This is a genomic window from Amycolatopsis sp. NBC_00438 (assembly GCF_036026695.1).
Taxonomy (GTDB): domain Bacteria; phylum Actinomycetota; class Actinomycetes; order Mycobacteriales; family Pseudonocardiaceae; genus Amycolatopsis.
In genome coordinates this window covers 9,949,278-9,964,005 of record NZ_CP107923.1, presented here as the reverse complement: position 1 = coordinate 9,964,005, position 14,728 = coordinate 9,949,278, and the positions used below count along the sequence as shown (strand labels likewise).

The window sequence follows — 14,728 nt, the reverse complement described above, 5'->3', positions numbered from 1 at the left end:
GCTCCTAGAACATGTAGGTGGAGTTGATGATCGCGCCCTTGCGCGCGTAGTGGATCAGCGCGTCCTGCACGTCCAGGGGGTGCGTCGGGATGACGCCCTCGATGAGGTCCTCCTCGCGCGCGCCGTGCAGCGAGAGGCCGAAGCGGCAGCAGTAGGCCTTGCCGCCCTCGCTGATGAACGTCTTGAGCTGGTCGTTGATGTTCAGCTCGCCCGGGAACGCGGCGTTGCCGGTGGTCGGGAAGCCGCGGGTGGCCAGGCAGTTGAGCGAACCCGGGCCGTAGAAGTAGATCGCGGCTTCGAAGCCCTTCCGCAGCGCACGCGTCGCCTGCAGGATCGCGACGAAGCTCACCGACGACTCGTGCGCGATGCCGTGCACGAGCGTGAAGTAGCTCTGGCCGGGTTCGGCCTGGTAGTCCGGGAAGACCTTGGTCCCGCCGTACAGGTTGGACCCCTGCGGCAGCGACGGGTGCGGGATCTCGTCGAGGCTGGTCTTCTCGGTCTCGGTCAGCTCTGCCATCGGTCTATTTCCCTTTCTTCGGTCCGTACAGCACGTCGAACGTGCCGCGGAAAACCAGGTCGGCGAGCTCGCCGTCGCCGGCCGCGGCGGCCAGCTTGGCGAGTTCGCCCTCGTGATCGCCCCACGGCTCGTCGGAGGCGAACAGCACGCGGTCGTGGCCGAGGCCCCGGCGTGAGATCTCCTCGACGAGCCAGCGGGGCGTGAAGCCGATCGCCCAGGACAGGTCCGTGTAGACCTGTTTCCCGGCGGCGATCCAGTCGAAGAAGCGGCCGCCGACGAGCTTGATGTGCCCGCTCATCCCGCCGCCGAAGTGGACGAGGTGCAGCTTGACGTCGTCGGCGTAGGCTTCGACGAGCTTGCCGACCTCGTCGATGTCCGACGCCGCGCCCGGCGAGGTGTGGACGTGCACGACGAGGTCGTGCGCCCTCGCCGTGGCGAAGATCTTGTCGAGCTGCGGCTTGCACGCGGGGTCGGATGCCTTGCCGCCCAGCAGGAAGCTGAGCTTGAGCGCCCGCACGCCGTCCTCGCCTGCCAGCTTCAACGCCTCTTCGGTGCGAACGGCGTCTTCGGCTCGCGGCGACACCCACAGCGCGGCGCTGATCCGGTCGTCCTTGCCCGCCGCCTCGACGCAGAGCTCGTTGAAGGAGAACGCGACCGCCGGATCGGGGATGCCGTAGTTCGGGATCACCAAGGCGCGTTCGGTGCCTTCACGGTCCAAATCGGACAGGAGTTCGCCGATCGTCGCCCGGCTGCCGATCGCGGGTGCGACCGGCGGTCCGCCGTAGAACGGGAACGCCGGGAGCACACCCAGGTGCCGGTGGGCGTCGTTCGTCCAGCGCTTCATGCGACCGTCCTCGGGGCGACCCAGTCGTCGTCGGCCGGGTAGGTGCTGACCGGCGTGCCCGACAGCCAGCGGACGTCGCCGCCGCGTCCGACGTCGGTGATCCGCCGGGCCAGGTACTCCGCGTCCGCGGCGACCCCGCAGAAGCGGCCGGAACCCCAGGTGTGCTGCCAGGGCAGGCCGAGGAAGTACAGGCCGGGGCAGCTCGTCACGCCGCGGTGGTGCGTCGGGTAACCCTTGCCGTCGAAGACCGGGACGTCGATCCAGCGGTGGTCGCGGCCGAAGCCGGTGCTCCAGACGACGGCGGAAAGCGCTTCCGCGTCGAGTGTTCGTTGACTGTCCCGCGGTTCCCAGACCGGCTTGTAACGGTCCTCCTTCGGCGCCGGGACCCCGCGTTTCGCGATGTAGGCGTCGATGGAGTCCTTGATGCCCTCGGAGACGGCGTCCGCCGCGTCGAGGTTGCGGCGCAGGTCGTCCGCGAACGACAACTGTCCATTCCGGACGTTGTTCAGGCGGCCGTACAGCTGCATGCCCTGCGCGGCGAACGCGCGCAGGTCGATGTCGTGGCCGCCGTCGCGTCCGGTAACGTAGTGGTTGGCGCGGAACCGCACAGCGTCCGCGTCGGCGAACTCGTCGATTCCCCTGTTGTAGTAACCCATTTCGTCGAGCCACGCGACGACGTCACGGCCGCGGTAGCGCCGGGCCACGCGCGGCGCCGACCCGACGGCCAGGTGCACCCGGCGCCCGGCCAAGTGCAGGTCTTCGGCGATCTGGCAGCCGGACTGGCCGGTGCCGACGACCAGGACGTCGCCGTCGGGCAGCTGGTCCGGGTTGCGGTACTCGGCCGAGTGCAGCTGGACGACGTGCTCCGGCAGCCGCTCGGCCAGCCGCGGCTTCAACGGCACCTGGTACGGGCCGGTGGCCAGTACGACGTGGTCGGCGGTCAGCTCGCCGGCCGACGTCGTCAGCCGGAACCCGCCGCCGGGCAGCTGCCGCAGCCGCCTCGCTTCGACGCCCTCGCACAGCGGGACGTCGAACTCCTTCACGTACGACTCGAGGTAGGTGACGATCTCGTCCCGGACCATGAACCCGTCCGGATCGTCACCCGGGTAGGGGAAACCGGGGAGCCGGCACTGCCAATTCGGCGTGACCAGGCAGAAACTGTCCCAGCGGCGGGTCCGCCATTCGTGCCCCGCGCGCTCGCGTTCGAGCACGACGTGCCCGACTCCGGCGGAGGTCAGGCAGTGGGACATCGAGAGTCCCGCCTGGCCGCCGCCGACCACGATCACCGGCCGATGCAGGCCGTCGAGCTCGAAGTTCATGCCGATCAGTGCAACGGCGAACCATTTCCGGGCGGTTTCATCCGGAACATCGGCGTGTTACCAGAACCGCGTTGAGTAACGCTTCGCCCAGCGTCCGGTTAACACTCCGGCGGCCGCGATGTGTTGCGGCGCAGGGGTTCTTCGAGTTCGGCGGTGGTTTCCGCCGGGTCAGCGGCCGGGGCGGCCGTGCCCGTGCTGCCACGAGCTGATCGCCGAGCTCACCATGTCGCGCCACTGGTCCTCGGGCGCCGGCGTCGACGACGTCGTCACGGGATTCGCGGGTTTGCGCCCCGCGACGGGCCGGCTCGTCGTCTTGACGGGGGTGTCCTGCAGCCCGGCGGTGAGCGGGGGCGGTTCGGCCGAGGCGCTGAACGTCGCGACGGCCTCGCTGGACGTCGCCGGCGGCGGTGGCGCGGCGGCCCCCGGCGGCGGCACGGCCGTCCCGCCGACCACGTGCGGCTGGAACAGCACCACGGCGGCCAGCCCGAGCGCGACGGCGGCGACCGCCCCGATCACGAACGGCTGCGTACGCCGCGGCGGATCTGCGGGCGGGGCATCGTGCGCGCGCTCGCCGGGGTCGTCCGCGGCCAGCTCGGCGTCGAGGATCGCGAGCGGATCGTGTCTGGGCTCTTGGGGCTCCGCGGCAGGCTCCTCGGCGAGTTTCGCGTCGAGTTCACCGCGGATCATCAGCGGCTTCGTCTGCGACAGGTTCACCAGTTCGGCGACCGAGGGGAGCTCACCCTCACCGCCCGTGCGTGCCATCGAAGGACCTCCAGCCTGCCGGCGTCGCCTGGCCGCGTACGGGGGTCACCCTACTGGGCGACTACGGGGCGGAGCGCACCGTGTGCCGTCAGCTCCACCAGTGCGCGTCACCGACGGTCTCGAAGCCCAGCGAGTCGTAGAGCGGCTTGCCGGCCCGGGCGGCGGTCAGCGTCACGGGGAGGCCGTCGAAGTGCCGCAGCACGGCGTGCATCAACGTCCGCCCGACGCCCTTCGAACGATGCTCCGGCATCGTCGTCACCCAGTACGCGCCGCCGACACCGCCGTGGGCCATGGTCAGGCAGGCGCCCGCGTCGCCGAGGGTGAAGAAAGCCGGGCCGTCCTGCTCCAGCAGCGACAGCGGGAAGACGTCGCCGGCCCGGTAGTGCTCCAGCGGGAAGCCGTCCACCACCATGCGCCCGGCCCGGACCAGGTTGCCGCCGGTCCCGACCCGGCGGACACCGGCGGCGGGCTCGGGCTCGGGCGCGGGCGCCGGTTCGCGCACCATCACGGGCAGGTGGCGCGCGGTCATCCCGACGGCCGTGAGGTCGAGCGTGCCGAAAGGATCCTCGACGACCAGAGCGCGGCCGTGATCCTTGCACGCCTTCGCGACCGGCGCCGGGTCTTCCCCGGGATCCGGAGTGGTCGGCATGATCCGCACAGCGGCCGGGCCGTCGATGACGGCAAAACCGTCGTGCGACCGGACGTCGTGGCCCCGAGCCCGGCCCAGAGCGGTCCACATCGCGACGGCGTTGTCGCAGGCCTGCTGCAGGCGCTGGGTGAGCAATCCGGTCATGCCCGGCAGCCTAAAGCCGGATTGGCCCGGCCCACAGAGCCAATCCGCCGGTCCCGGGCCAGGCCATTGCACCCCGGCACCCCGGCACCCCGGCACCCCGGCACCCCGGCACCCCGGCACCCCGGCACCCCGGCACCCCGGCACCCCGGCACCCCGGCACCCCGGCACCCCGGCACCCCGGCACCCCGGCACCCCGGCACCCCGGCACCCCGGCACCCCGGCACCCCGGCACCCCGGCACCCCGGCACCGACGAGGCAAGCCGACCGCGACCATGTCGGGCAAGCCATGATGTGCCGGCGTCGAACCGGAACCATCCGATCGCGCCGAGTCGGGCCGCCGTCAACCGGCGCCGAAGCAGATCCGTCCGGCTATGTCGAGCCGGCCGTCAACCCGCGCCGAGGCAGACGAAAGGGCGGCGGAACGGGTCGACCGCGATCGCGTCGGCCAGCGCCAGCGACGGGCTGTCGCGGACCGCGAGGGCCCGGTAGTAGTCGTCCATCGCGGCGGCCGAAGCGAGGTCGCCGACGCGGGACAGGGGCGCGATCACCGTCCGCGAGCCACTCGCGAGCAGGGCGCTGGCGAACCCGAGGGCCTCGTCGCCCGGCCGGATCCGGTTGAGCGCGAGCTCGCACGCGGCGAACACGACCTGCCGCGGCGGCTGCCGCAGCCCGGCCATCTCGTGGCCGAACAGAGCGCCGTCGGCGAGCTCGAGGCGTGAGAAGAGCGCGTTTTCCGGCTCGTGCGCGCCGTGTGCGGCGAAGTGGGCCAGCTTGGCGCCGTCCATCGCGCGCAGCACGGACTTCACGGTCGCCTTGGCGCCGGTCATCGTCGTCGCGGTGCGGTAGTGCGTGGTCAGCTTCTCGAGCTCACCGCGAGCGCCGGCCAGCCCGGGCCCGCGGACGAGCACGATCTTGCGAGCCCGCGACAGCTTCGTCCGCTCGGCGGCGAGCCACGCGGTCGCCGACGGCGCGACGACGGTCGGCCGCCCCCGCAGCCCCGGCAGCACCCCCCACGGCACCGCGTACAGCGGCCCGGTGGGGACGATGACCAGATCGCGGTCGCCGAACAGCTTTTCCAGGGGCTGGATCAGCTGCGCGTCGAGCCGGTCGGCCTGCTTGCGCGCCGACACCATGACGACCTCGGCCAGCCGTTCGGGCAGGTTGTCCGGCGCGAGCGCGTCGAGGTCGACGTTCAGCACCCGCGCGGACTCGGCGGCGTCCCCGGCCGACCCGAGCCGCACCAGCCGGCACTCACCCCCGGCGACGACCACCGCGACCAGCTCGTCCCCGGAGGCGGCAAAGCTGACCATGGCCCGCTCGCCGAGCTGCCCGGCAACCTCGCTCAACCCGGCCAGCGGCCGCGGCCGGCCCCAGCGCCCGGTGTGCCAGCCGAGCCGCTGGGCTTCCCGCAGGCGCTCGTTGTACTTGGCGCGCAGGCCCGCGATCGGGTGCCCGTCGTGCTGGGCCTCCTGGATGGCCTGCCCGAGCCCGCGCACCTCGGCCACCCGCGCGGCCAGCTCGGGATCGGTCCCGGCGGACAGCGGTTCGTAGCGGTAGGTCTGGGCCCGCGTCCGCTCCAGCCAGACGAACAGCCGCCGCGCGTCACTGCGTTCCAGCACGAGCTTGACCGCGAGGTCGGCGAGCTCCTGACCGTGCAGAGCGGTCCCGGACACGAGGTCCAGCCCGCCCATCCGATCGCGAACGGCGTCGAGCTCGGTCAACCCGGACCGGATCTCGGTGAGCGCCTTGGCCCGGCTCCCCTGCGCAACGGCCAGCTCGGCCCGGCAAAGCCGCCGAAGCATCCGGTAGTCGATCGGAGTCAGCTGCCCGGGCCGCGGCACCTTCTGCAACGTCTCGGCGGCGCGCTGGAGGTTTCCCCGCCGGATGTCCAACCGGACGGCGAGCATCCGAGCGGTCGCGGCCTGATCGACCAGCTGCGGCTGAGACATCTTCTCGGCAGCCCGCAAGGCCCTGGCGGGAAGTCCGGTGGGCACTTCGCCACTCGACACGGCGTCCCGTACGTCGGCCTGCAGCCCCAGGACGGTCGCGTTGGCCACGCAGGTCCGGCAGCCGACCCGCAGCAGGAGCCGGCGAGCCGAGCTGGCCATCTGCCGGGCGAGTTCGATGTCGTCACTCAGCAGGGCCGCCGACGCCCGCTCCAGCTCGGCAGCGCCGAGATCGCGGGCGATGCTGGGCCCCGCTCGCATCCGGGAGATGAGGTCGTCGAGATGGCTTCCCGCCTCGTCGGCCAGCCCGGCTGTGAGGAGTGCTTGCGCCTGTTCCATCGAAAGGAGTGCAGGTGCCTCCAGCTCCAGCGCGCGGTAGGCCCGCTCGCTTTCTTCGTACAACCGCAGGGCTTCCGGCACGTCGCCGGTCCGCAGCGCCAGTGTGCCGAGGATCCGCCGGACATCGGCGGCCTCGCCCCGCAGCTCGTACTTCTCCGAAAGCTCCAGGGCCCGGCTCAAGTCCGCGCGAGCGTGCGGGACGTTGCCCAGCTTCGTGTGGACCCAGCCCCGCGACGACAGGGTCACCACGAACCCCCGCATCAGCGGTGCCGGATCGCCGCGCTCCGCGAGCAGTTGTTCCTTGTGCTCGAGCGAAGCGTCGAAGGAAACGAGACTGTCCTCGTTGCGCCCGACGGTCATGAGCCGCATGGCGTAGTTGTGGTTCAGGGTGCCGTTGAGCTCGGCCTGCAGCACCGGGTCGGTCACCGCGTTGATGAGCAGCCGCACATCGTCGAGCCCGGCCAGTCCGGCGGCGACGTCACCGGTGATCTCCGACGACATGGCCGCCAGGGTGCTGGCCAGCTTGATCCGGGTGACCAGCCAGTCCGTGCGGTGCCGATCCGGCACCGGGTGGATCGAGTCCAGCAGGGTCATCCCGCGCCGCAGGTGCTTGACCCCTTGGTGAAAACGCCCGAGGCAGGACGCATCGGCGGCGGCTTGCTGGAGTGCGCGGACCGACTCGATGACCGACGAGGGGTCCAGGTTTGTCACAGGCACTCTCCTATGACAGCACAGCTGTAGGCAAAAGGAAGCCCGCCTACCGGTCGAAGATCAGCAGGCGGGCCAACGACGAGCCGAACGGTCTCAGGCCTTGATGACCTGATAACAACCGCCGACACACTCGGTGTGGACCGGGTGATCCGTGTGGGTCTTGCCGTCGCCGTCGGTCCACTGGACCAACGGCGGGGTCGGCTCCTCGGTCGGCTCCGGAGTCTCTTCGGGTTTGGTGTCCGTGGGCGTCGACATGGTCGATCTCCTCTCCCCTGGGGATCTTCATAGGGACGCTGACCGGTGACGGTGAGTCCCTCGCCGCGGGGCCCTCTCCCCGCGAACGGACCAATAGTTGCACAACGGAGCATTGATCGGGAGAGTTTTCGCTACAGAAAGTCAGTCCGATCGGCGTGAACAGGCCAGACGTTCTCACCAAACCGTCCTAACGAGTGAACCCTGTAACGGCTTTGACCAGGGCGTGCATCGCCGCCGGGCGGACTGGGTCATGCGAGGCGGGGTGCACCGCTGATCACGGAGTGCGACTGAGCGTGCGCTCAGGAGTTCCGGAGTGGTTGGCGGTCTTCCGCGCTGATCGCCGTCCGGTGAGGAGGCACCGCGCTCACGCGGGTCCGTGATCTGCGGGCGTGGCGCTTCGGGAGCGATGCGCACGGGCCTTCGCGGTGGACCGGCGTTGCGGCGGTTGTGTTGGGGATGCGGCTCCCGTGGCGGACACCGGTCGGCGGCGGCAGCCGGCCGCGGTCGAATTCGGTGCGGATCGGGAGGTTGCCGGTATGGGGCGGCCATTGGCAGCTGTGCGGTCGTCGGCAGCTGTGCGGTCGTCGGCAGCTGTGCGGTCGTCGGCAGCTGTGCGGTCGTCGGCAGCTGTGCGGTCGTCGGCAGCTGTGCGGTCGTCGGCAGCTGTGCGGTCGTCGGCAGATGTGCGGCCGTGGGCAGCTGTGCGGCCGTGGGCAGCTGTGCGGCCGTGGGCAGATGTGCGGCCGTGGGCAGATGTGCGGCCGCTGGCGAGTGTGCCGCAACCGGTGGGTATGCGGTCATCGGCGGCTGAGAGATCATCGGCGGCGATCCGGTCGCCGGCAGCGGTCGTTGGCAACTTTGCGGCCGTCGGCCGCGGCGCAGTCGGCGGCGGCGGCGCGGCCGTCGGCGGCGGCGGCGCGGCCGTCGTCGTCGTCGGCGGCGGCGGCGGCGGCGGCGGCGGCGATGACGCTGTCATCTGCAACTGTGCGGCCGTTGGCGTCGGCGCGGTCATCGGCGACTGTGCAGATGTCGGCAACTGTGCGGTCGTCAACTGCGGCGCGGTCGTCAGCGGCGGCGGCGCAGTCGTCGGCAGCGGGGGCGTCGAACCTGTGGAGCATGTGGGTGTGATGCGCTTGCAGTCGGTGGCATTCGACTGCGGCGGGTCGTCGGCGATCATTCCGGCGACCGTGGTTCGGGCGTCGGCTCGGGTTGCCGTTGGTGGACGGCCGGTGTTTGAGGTCGGCACCTGCCGGCGAGCGATTCCTCTGCTGTTGTCGGGGACTCTTTGTGTTGTCCGGCGCTTCCGGCCGGGGTTCGGGCCGGGGGTGTCTGTGGGTCAGGATCGCTTTGTTGTCACCGCTGTGTGGATTGCTGAGATCAGGCGGGTGTTCTCCGGGGCCGCGCCGCCGGGGAAGGCGAATCTGCGGCGGTTGTAGCCGTACGCCAAGCCTGTTCGGGGGTCCGCGAATGCCTGGGAGCCCGCTGCTCCGCTGTGGCCGAATGCTCCCTGGCCCAGGACCGGGTAGTCGTATCCGACCGCGGAGAAGCCCAGGCCGAAGGCGTTGGGGCCTCGTGTTGACAGGTCCTCGCCGATCGAGTGGATCTGGGCTACGTCCGCGGCGGTTTCCGGGGACAGGAGGGGGTTCGGGCCGCTGATGGCCGCCGCGTACATTCCGGCGAGGCCACGCGCGGACGCGACGCCGCCTACCGAAGCCGGGCTCAGTTGGCGTACCTCCTTGATGTTCGGGAGGTCCCAGAGTTCCGGGGCCTTCGGGTGGTTGCGGTTGAACGCGATCGCCGTGATGCTGTCCGGGCCCGTCGCGTTCGCCGCCAGCGCGGCCAGCTGCTCCGGGGTCGGCAGCATCGGTTGCGTCGTCAGGAAACGCGGTTCCAGGTCTTCGGGCAGCCCCAGGTAGAAATCGAGGCCGTACGGCTTGCGGACGCGCTCTTCGTAGTGCTCCTGGATGCTGCGGCCGGTCACCCGCCGGACGACCTCGCCGGTCAGGGCGCCGATCACCAGTGCGTGGTAGCCGAACGCCGTTCCCGGGCGCCAGTACGGCTTCTGCGGTGCGAGGCGCTCGGCGATGATCCGGTCGTCGGCGATCTCCTCGGCGGTGAACCCGTGGTCCGCGCCGACGACGCCGGCGCGGTGCGCCAACAGGTCCCGCAGCGTGATCGCGGCCTTGCCCGCGGCGCCGAACTCCGGCCAGTAGTGGCTGACGCGCTCGTCGAGGTCCAGCACGCCGTCCTGCACCAGGAGCGCGACCACCAGGTGCGCGGCACCCTTGGTCGAGGAGAACACGCCGGTCAGGGAGTCGGCCGTGATCTCCGGGCCGGTCCACAGGTCGACGACGCGCTCGCTGCCCACGTGCGCGACGAGCTGGGCGGCGTAGTCGCCACCTTCACCGGCCGCGACGGCGGCGAACTCCTCACGGACGGACTCGTACCCGTCGGCGACGGTGCCCTGGATGTGCTCGGACGACATGGCGGCTCCCTCAGTGATCACTACGCCTGCGCCCAGTGCAAGCCCGGGCCGCGCCGGGGTATTCCGGGTACCACGAACACGCGCGGAGTTGATTTTCCCGCCGTGGGGAACCCGACTTCGAAAACCGAGTCCGCCGAAACGGCACCGCGGCCGCGGTTCACGATCACGGCCGTCGCGATCGGCACGTCCGGCCTGACGCCGGCGGTCGCTACCCGGGCGGCCTGGCTGATCGTCCGGCCGCCGGTCGTGGCCGCATGGAGGTTCTCGTGGGTCGCGCAGGCGTTAGTGCTGGTGCTCGGCGCGCTGTGGTTCGCGCTGCTGCCGATCAGCGTGCTGGCACTGGTCTTCGGTGTGTCCGTGGGGGCGCACGCATCAGCCGGGCCGGATCGGCGCCGCACTCGGGGTGCGCACGCTCTTGCTCGCGTTGTCCGGCGCCGCGGTGTTCGCGACGACGTCGTGGCTCGCCGTCGGGCCGCCGATCGCCTACTTCGGCACCCGGTCGGGACGCTGAGGGTAGATCGACCTCCCGGGCGGGTAGCCACCGGGCATGAAGCTGACTTCGACCGTGCTCGGCGCGCGGGATCCGCGCGCGCTGGCCGTCTTCTACGCGACCCTGCTCGGCTGGGCGATCAAGACCGACGAACCGGAGTGGGTGACGCTGCGCCCCGACGACGGCGGCCCCGGCCTCTCCTTCCAGCTGGAACCCGGCCATGTGCCACCGGAATGGCCGCACGCGGACGGTGCCCAGCAGATGCAGCTGCACCTGGACATCGAGGTCGACGACCTCGACGCCGCCGGCGTGATCGCGATCGACGCGGGCGCCGGGCTCGCGGCGTTCCAGCCGCAGGAGAAGGTGCGCGTGTACCTCGATCCGGCCGGGCATCCGTTCTGCCTCTGGACGCGCGAATGAGGTGACGCCCCGCGTTCGAACGGTCACAGGATCCGCTATGTTCGCTTGAGGTACCGGTTGCCGGCGAACGGAGTGAGTCCTGTGGGGGTGCACCGGATCTGGCACCACGGACTGGTCCCCGTCGAGGGGAAACGCCCCTTGGACGCGTTGCGCAGCAGGCTCATCACGCGGCAACGGCAGCACGACGACTACACGGTCACCGATCTCGGCTCGTCCGACGACGGCGGGTCGCGCCGGTGCGACCTGAAGTTCGCGTGGCCGGACCGCGACGGCCGCTACTCCGTTCAGGTATTGCTTTCGCTGTGCTACCACGCCGGCGCGGACCGCGTGGCGTGGTTGCTGGCGGCGGCGTGCACGCGGCCGTGGCGCAGCTGCCACGAAGCGCCGGCGCACCGGATCGGCCTGGAGGAGCTGGGCGCCAGCGGCAGCGACGAGATCCCGATCGACGGGCCGGTGCTCTCGATGCACGGCTGGTCGCGCGAGGAGTGCGAGCGTGTCGCGGATCTGCTCGCCGAGGCGCTGGTGGCGCCGTGGCGGACGTCGGCGGTGCTGGTGCTCACCGAACCGCCGGCGGCGCCGATCGAGGGCTGGCCGGGGCTGGTGAACGTGTTCGACGTCGACGACCGCTTCCGCCGCACCCTCAACGGCCACCTCCCGCTCGGCTGCGCGGTGCCGCTGGGCGCCCGGCTGTTCGTCCCGCCGTGCGACGAACTGCCGGACTTCGTCGAATCGGCCCTTCCCGTGTCGGAGCAGGCGCTTGAAGGCGCCCTGACGCGGTTCATCCAGACGCGGGGCCGGACGCCGCTGCCCGAGGAGTGGGCGGAGGTGCCGAGCGTGCGGGCCTGGTACGCGGCGGACCCGTTCGCGCCGCCGGAGCGGGAACCCGACGCCGGGCTGACCGACAAGCTCGACCGCGCCGAGCGCGAGCTGGCGGAGGCGCGGGGCGTGATCGCCATCCTGCGCAAGAAGGCCAAGAGCGGCGCGGACGAGCGGGATCGCGCGGCGCGCGAGGTGAAGGCCCTGCGCGGCCGCATCGAGGAGCTGTCGGCGGTCGACGTCGCCTGCCTGCAGGAGCAGCTGGCGCGGCTGCAGGAGGCGCTGGACGACTACGCGCGTGCCTTCGACGAGATGGAGGCCGAGCGCGATGAGCTCAGGCGCGCCAACGGGTTGCTGGCCGGCACGCTGACCCGCTACCACGACGCGGGCACCGAGGTCGCCGACGCCGAACGCCCGCCGGACGACTTCCCGAGCTTCGCCGACCTGATCGGCGCGGCCGCGGCGACCCTCGAGTACCTCGAGATCACGGCCGAATCGGCGCCGACGGCGATCCTCGACCACCACCCGAAAGCCGCGGCCTGGCGCCGGAAGGCGTGGGACGCGCTGCGCACGCTCGACGCCTACGCGCGGGCCCGCCGGTCGCTGCTCGACGCGGGGCAGGACCCCGGGCCCGAGCTGTCGGACGTGCTCGCGTTCGCCCGCACCGGCCAGCCGGGCTCGCTGATCAGCGCCAACATCATCGCGCTGGCCGAGTCCGACACCGTGACGACGAACGAACGGCTCCGCCAGGCGCGCACGTTCCGCGTCGACCCGCGGACGAACCCGGCGGGACGCGACTACTTCGGCGCCCACATCGCCCTCGAGCGCTTCAAGTCGCCCGCGCCGCGGCTGCACTTCCTCGACGACACCGACCGCACGGGCACGGTGTATGTCGGGTACCTGGGCGCCCACCTGCCGACGTCGAAGACCAACTGAGCGAGAATCGCGGGCATGACGGCCGACAAGCACCTCGCGTACTGCTGGATCGCCCGCGGTGACGAGGTGCTGTTCCTCCGCCGCGCACCCGGGGTCTTCCTCGCCGGGCGCTGGGAGCTGCCGGGCGGAACGGTCGAGCCGGGCGAACCCCACGAGGCCGCGGCGGTGCGCGAAGCGGCGGAGGAAACCGGGCTGACGGTCCGGATCAGCGGGGAGCGCGGCCGCGACACGTGGCCGGACATCACGGGACGGCCGCTGCGGATCCACGCGTGCTTCTACACGGCCGAGGAATCGGGCGAGGGCGAAGTGGTGCTCAATCCGGAAGAACACGACGACTTCGCGTGGCTTACGCCGGCGGACGCGCGCGCTTTGGAGCTGCCGGAGCACTTTCGGCGGCTGCTGTCTTCGTAGCCGGCCTCTGCCGGGCAGGCGGATCGTTCTGGTCACGCCATCGACGCTACCCGAACACACGTGCGAAGATCATCGCTGGATCGGGTGAAGTGCGGGACGGCGTTTCAGCGCGGGATTCTGTTGCAGTGCAAGGAAAGGCGCACGAAGACGATGGGCGCCGCCCCCGGTTTCCACGCTACCGGAGGGCACCGACAAAGACGGTGGTGCCGTTTGTTGCCGGGAGGTGGCGGGCGCCGTTGCGGGCCACCTGGCCGACTCCTCAGGAGGCGATGGCCTCGTTGATCGCCAGCAGCTCCTGCGCGGTGCGGGTGGCGGTGAATTCGATGACGTCGTAGCGGGCGAGGCGCTGGACCACGAACGGGTCGCTGGCGAGGACCGCGTCGAGCTTGCCGCGGAGCACGGGGCGGGTGAGGATCACGTGGTCGGCCGCACCGGTCCCCTTTCCGGAAACGAGGAAAATCCCCCTCGTGAATTGCGTGCGCAACCAGACCGAATGGTCCGGGAGCGCGTAGTCGACTTCTGTTTCGGGCGCTGTATAGGTCAGCAGTGCGATGTACATGATTCGATGGTAGAACTCCTGCGGCCACCTCGCATCCGCCTGCCGAGTGGCGCCGGACACCGCATTCGGCAATATCCCGGTCAAGAACCGCCGACCATTCTTTACGGCCGCTTTTTGAATCAACCGTACGTAGCTCGGCGTACGACAGGGAGTCGACGCCGGGCCGACGCGGCCGGCCCGCGGACGAGCGAGACTCGGGGCCATGAACGCAGTGACCGGGATCTGGCACGAAGGCGGCCGCGCCGAGCGGATCGCCTACACCGTCGGCGCGGCCCTCTTCGTGAGCGGGCTCGGGCACGCGGTCGTGCTCCTCACCACCGGCGGCTCATGGCTGGGCCCGCTGTCGATGCGCAAGGCCGTCACGTTCGGGCTGTCGTTCGGCCTGACGCTGGCCTCGGTCGCCTGGGCGACGTCGTTCCTCACCGTCCGGCCGCGGTGGCGGTCCGTGCTGCTCGGCGCGTTCAGCGTGGCGAGTGTCGTCGAGGTCGCCCTGGTCAGCGTGCAGTCCTGGCGCGGTGTGCCGTCGCACTTCAACTTCGAGACGCCGTTCGACAACGTCGTGTCGATGACGCTCGCCGCGGGTGGCGGGGTGCTCATCCTGACCGTCATCGGCTTCACCGCGGCCGCGCTCGTCGAACCCGGGCCGGCCGCGCCGAGCCTGCGTCTCGCCATCCGGTCCGGACTGCTCGTGCTGGTGGTCGCGCTGGCCACCGGCGCCGTGATGATCGCCCGCGGCGTCGTGGAGGCCCGCGGCGGCGATCCGCAGCTGGCCTACACCACCGCCGGTTCGCTCAAGCCGCTGCACGCGGTCGCGATGCACGCGATCCTCGTGCTGCCCGGGCTGGCGTGGCTGCTCACCTTCACCCGCTGGCCCGAGGCCCACCGGATGCGTGTCGTCAGGATCGCGGTCGCGGCGGACGCCGTGCTCACCGCCGTCATCGGTGTCGAGTCCTTCACCGGCACGTCCCCCCTCGCCGCGCCCCTTCCGGTGCTCGCGCTGTCGGTCCTGGCGGCGGCCGCGCTGGCCGGCACCGGCCTGTACGCGCTGAGCGGTGTTGAACCGGGTATCCGATTCGTACGTATCCCCGATGGGAAGGCAAGGGGCCGGTAAAGCGGCGGACGGAG

General features: G+C 71.2%; 14 protein-coding genes. 4 read left to right on the top strand and 10 right to left on the bottom strand.

The features are described from left to right. Positions 1–4: 4 nt before the first annotated feature. The 9 genes from OG494_RS46150 to OG494_RS46110 form a co-directional block, all read right to left on the bottom strand. Positions 5–517 carry an MSMEG_0572/Sll0783 family nitrogen starvation response protein gene (locus tag OG494_RS46150; protein WP_003073383.1) on the bottom strand — a complete coding sequence of 171 codons (513 nt, stop codon included), beginning with the start codon at positions 515–517 and terminating at the stop codon, positions 5–7. Between the two features lie 4 nt (positions 518–521). Continuing rightward, positions 522–1,361: an amidohydrolase family protein gene (locus OG494_RS46145; protein WP_328449821.1), complete on the bottom strand. Its 840-nt coding sequence runs from the start codon at positions 1,359–1,361 to the stop codon at positions 522–524. Continuing rightward, positions 1,358–2,680: an MSMEG_0569 family flavin-dependent oxidoreductase gene (locus OG494_RS46140; RefSeq protein WP_328449819.1), complete on the bottom strand. Its 1,323-nt coding sequence runs from the start codon at positions 2,678–2,680 to the stop codon at positions 1,358–1,360. Before OG494_RS46140 ends, OG494_RS46145 begins: the two co-directional genes overlap by 4 nt. A gap of 168 nt (positions 2,681–2,848) precedes the next feature. After that, positions 2,849–3,442, bottom strand: coding sequence for a hypothetical protein (locus OG494_RS46135; protein ID WP_328449817.1), 594 nt, complete (start codon positions 3,440–3,442; stop codon positions 2,849–2,851). 88 nt (positions 3,443–3,530) lie between these two features. Next, a complete protein-coding gene (locus OG494_RS46130; RefSeq protein ID WP_328449815.1) occupies positions 3,531–4,235 on the bottom strand; it encodes a GNAT family N-acetyltransferase in 705 nt (234 codons plus the stop codon). 386 nt (positions 4,236–4,621) lie between these two features. Then, positions 4,622–7,231: a CHAT domain-containing protein gene (locus OG494_RS46125; RefSeq protein ID WP_328449813.1), complete on the bottom strand. Its 2,610-nt coding sequence runs from the start codon at positions 7,229–7,231 to the stop codon at positions 4,622–4,624. A 93-nt stretch (positions 7,232–7,324) separates the two neighbouring features. Next, the gene (locus OG494_RS46120; protein ID WP_328449811.1) at positions 7,325–7,486 is read right to left on the bottom strand and encodes a hypothetical protein; all 162 of its coding nucleotides are present in this window, start codon (positions 7,484–7,486) and stop codon (positions 7,325–7,327) included. A gap of 815 nt (positions 7,487–8,301) precedes the next feature. Then, entirely contained in the window at positions 8,302–8,604 is a 303-nt protein-coding gene (locus tag OG494_RS46115; RefSeq protein ID WP_328449809.1) for a hypothetical protein, read from the bottom strand. A 218-nt stretch (positions 8,605–8,822) separates the two neighbouring features. Further along, entirely contained in the window at positions 8,823–9,971 is a 1,149-nt protein-coding gene (locus OG494_RS46110) for a serine hydrolase domain-containing protein (RefSeq protein WP_328449807.1), read from the bottom strand. A 547-nt stretch (positions 9,972–10,518) separates the two neighbouring features. Here OG494_RS46110 and OG494_RS46105 point away from each other — a divergent pair. From OG494_RS46105 to OG494_RS46095, 3 genes are all read left to right on the top strand, one after another. Further along, a complete protein-coding gene (locus tag OG494_RS46105; RefSeq protein ID WP_328449805.1) occupies positions 10,519–10,881 on the top strand; it encodes a VOC family protein in 363 nt (120 codons plus the stop codon). An 81-nt stretch (positions 10,882–10,962) separates the two neighbouring features. Further along, on the top strand, positions 10,963–12,633 hold the full coding sequence (locus OG494_RS46100; protein WP_328449803.1) for a hypothetical protein: 1,671 nt from the start codon (positions 10,963–10,965) through the stop codon (positions 12,631–12,633). 15 nt (positions 12,634–12,648) lie between these two features. Beyond that, positions 12,649–13,044 (top strand): NUDIX domain-containing protein, encoded by a 396-nt coding sequence (locus OG494_RS46095; RefSeq protein WP_328449801.1) that lies wholly within the window; start codon positions 12,649–12,651, stop codon positions 13,042–13,044. Positions 13,045–13,303: 259 nt separating this feature from the next. Here the strand turns inward: OG494_RS46095 and OG494_RS46090 are convergent, their stop codons facing one another. Further along, entirely contained in the window at positions 13,304–13,603 is a 300-nt protein-coding gene (locus tag OG494_RS46090) for a YciI family protein (protein ID WP_328449800.1), read from the bottom strand. A gap of 202 nt (positions 13,604–13,805) precedes the next feature. Here OG494_RS46090 and OG494_RS46085 point away from each other — a divergent pair, with 202 nt between their 5' ends. Beyond that, positions 13,806–14,714, top strand: coding sequence for a hypothetical protein (locus OG494_RS46085; protein WP_328449798.1), 909 nt, complete (start codon positions 13,806–13,808; stop codon positions 14,712–14,714). Positions 14,715–14,728: the final 14 nt, after the last annotated feature.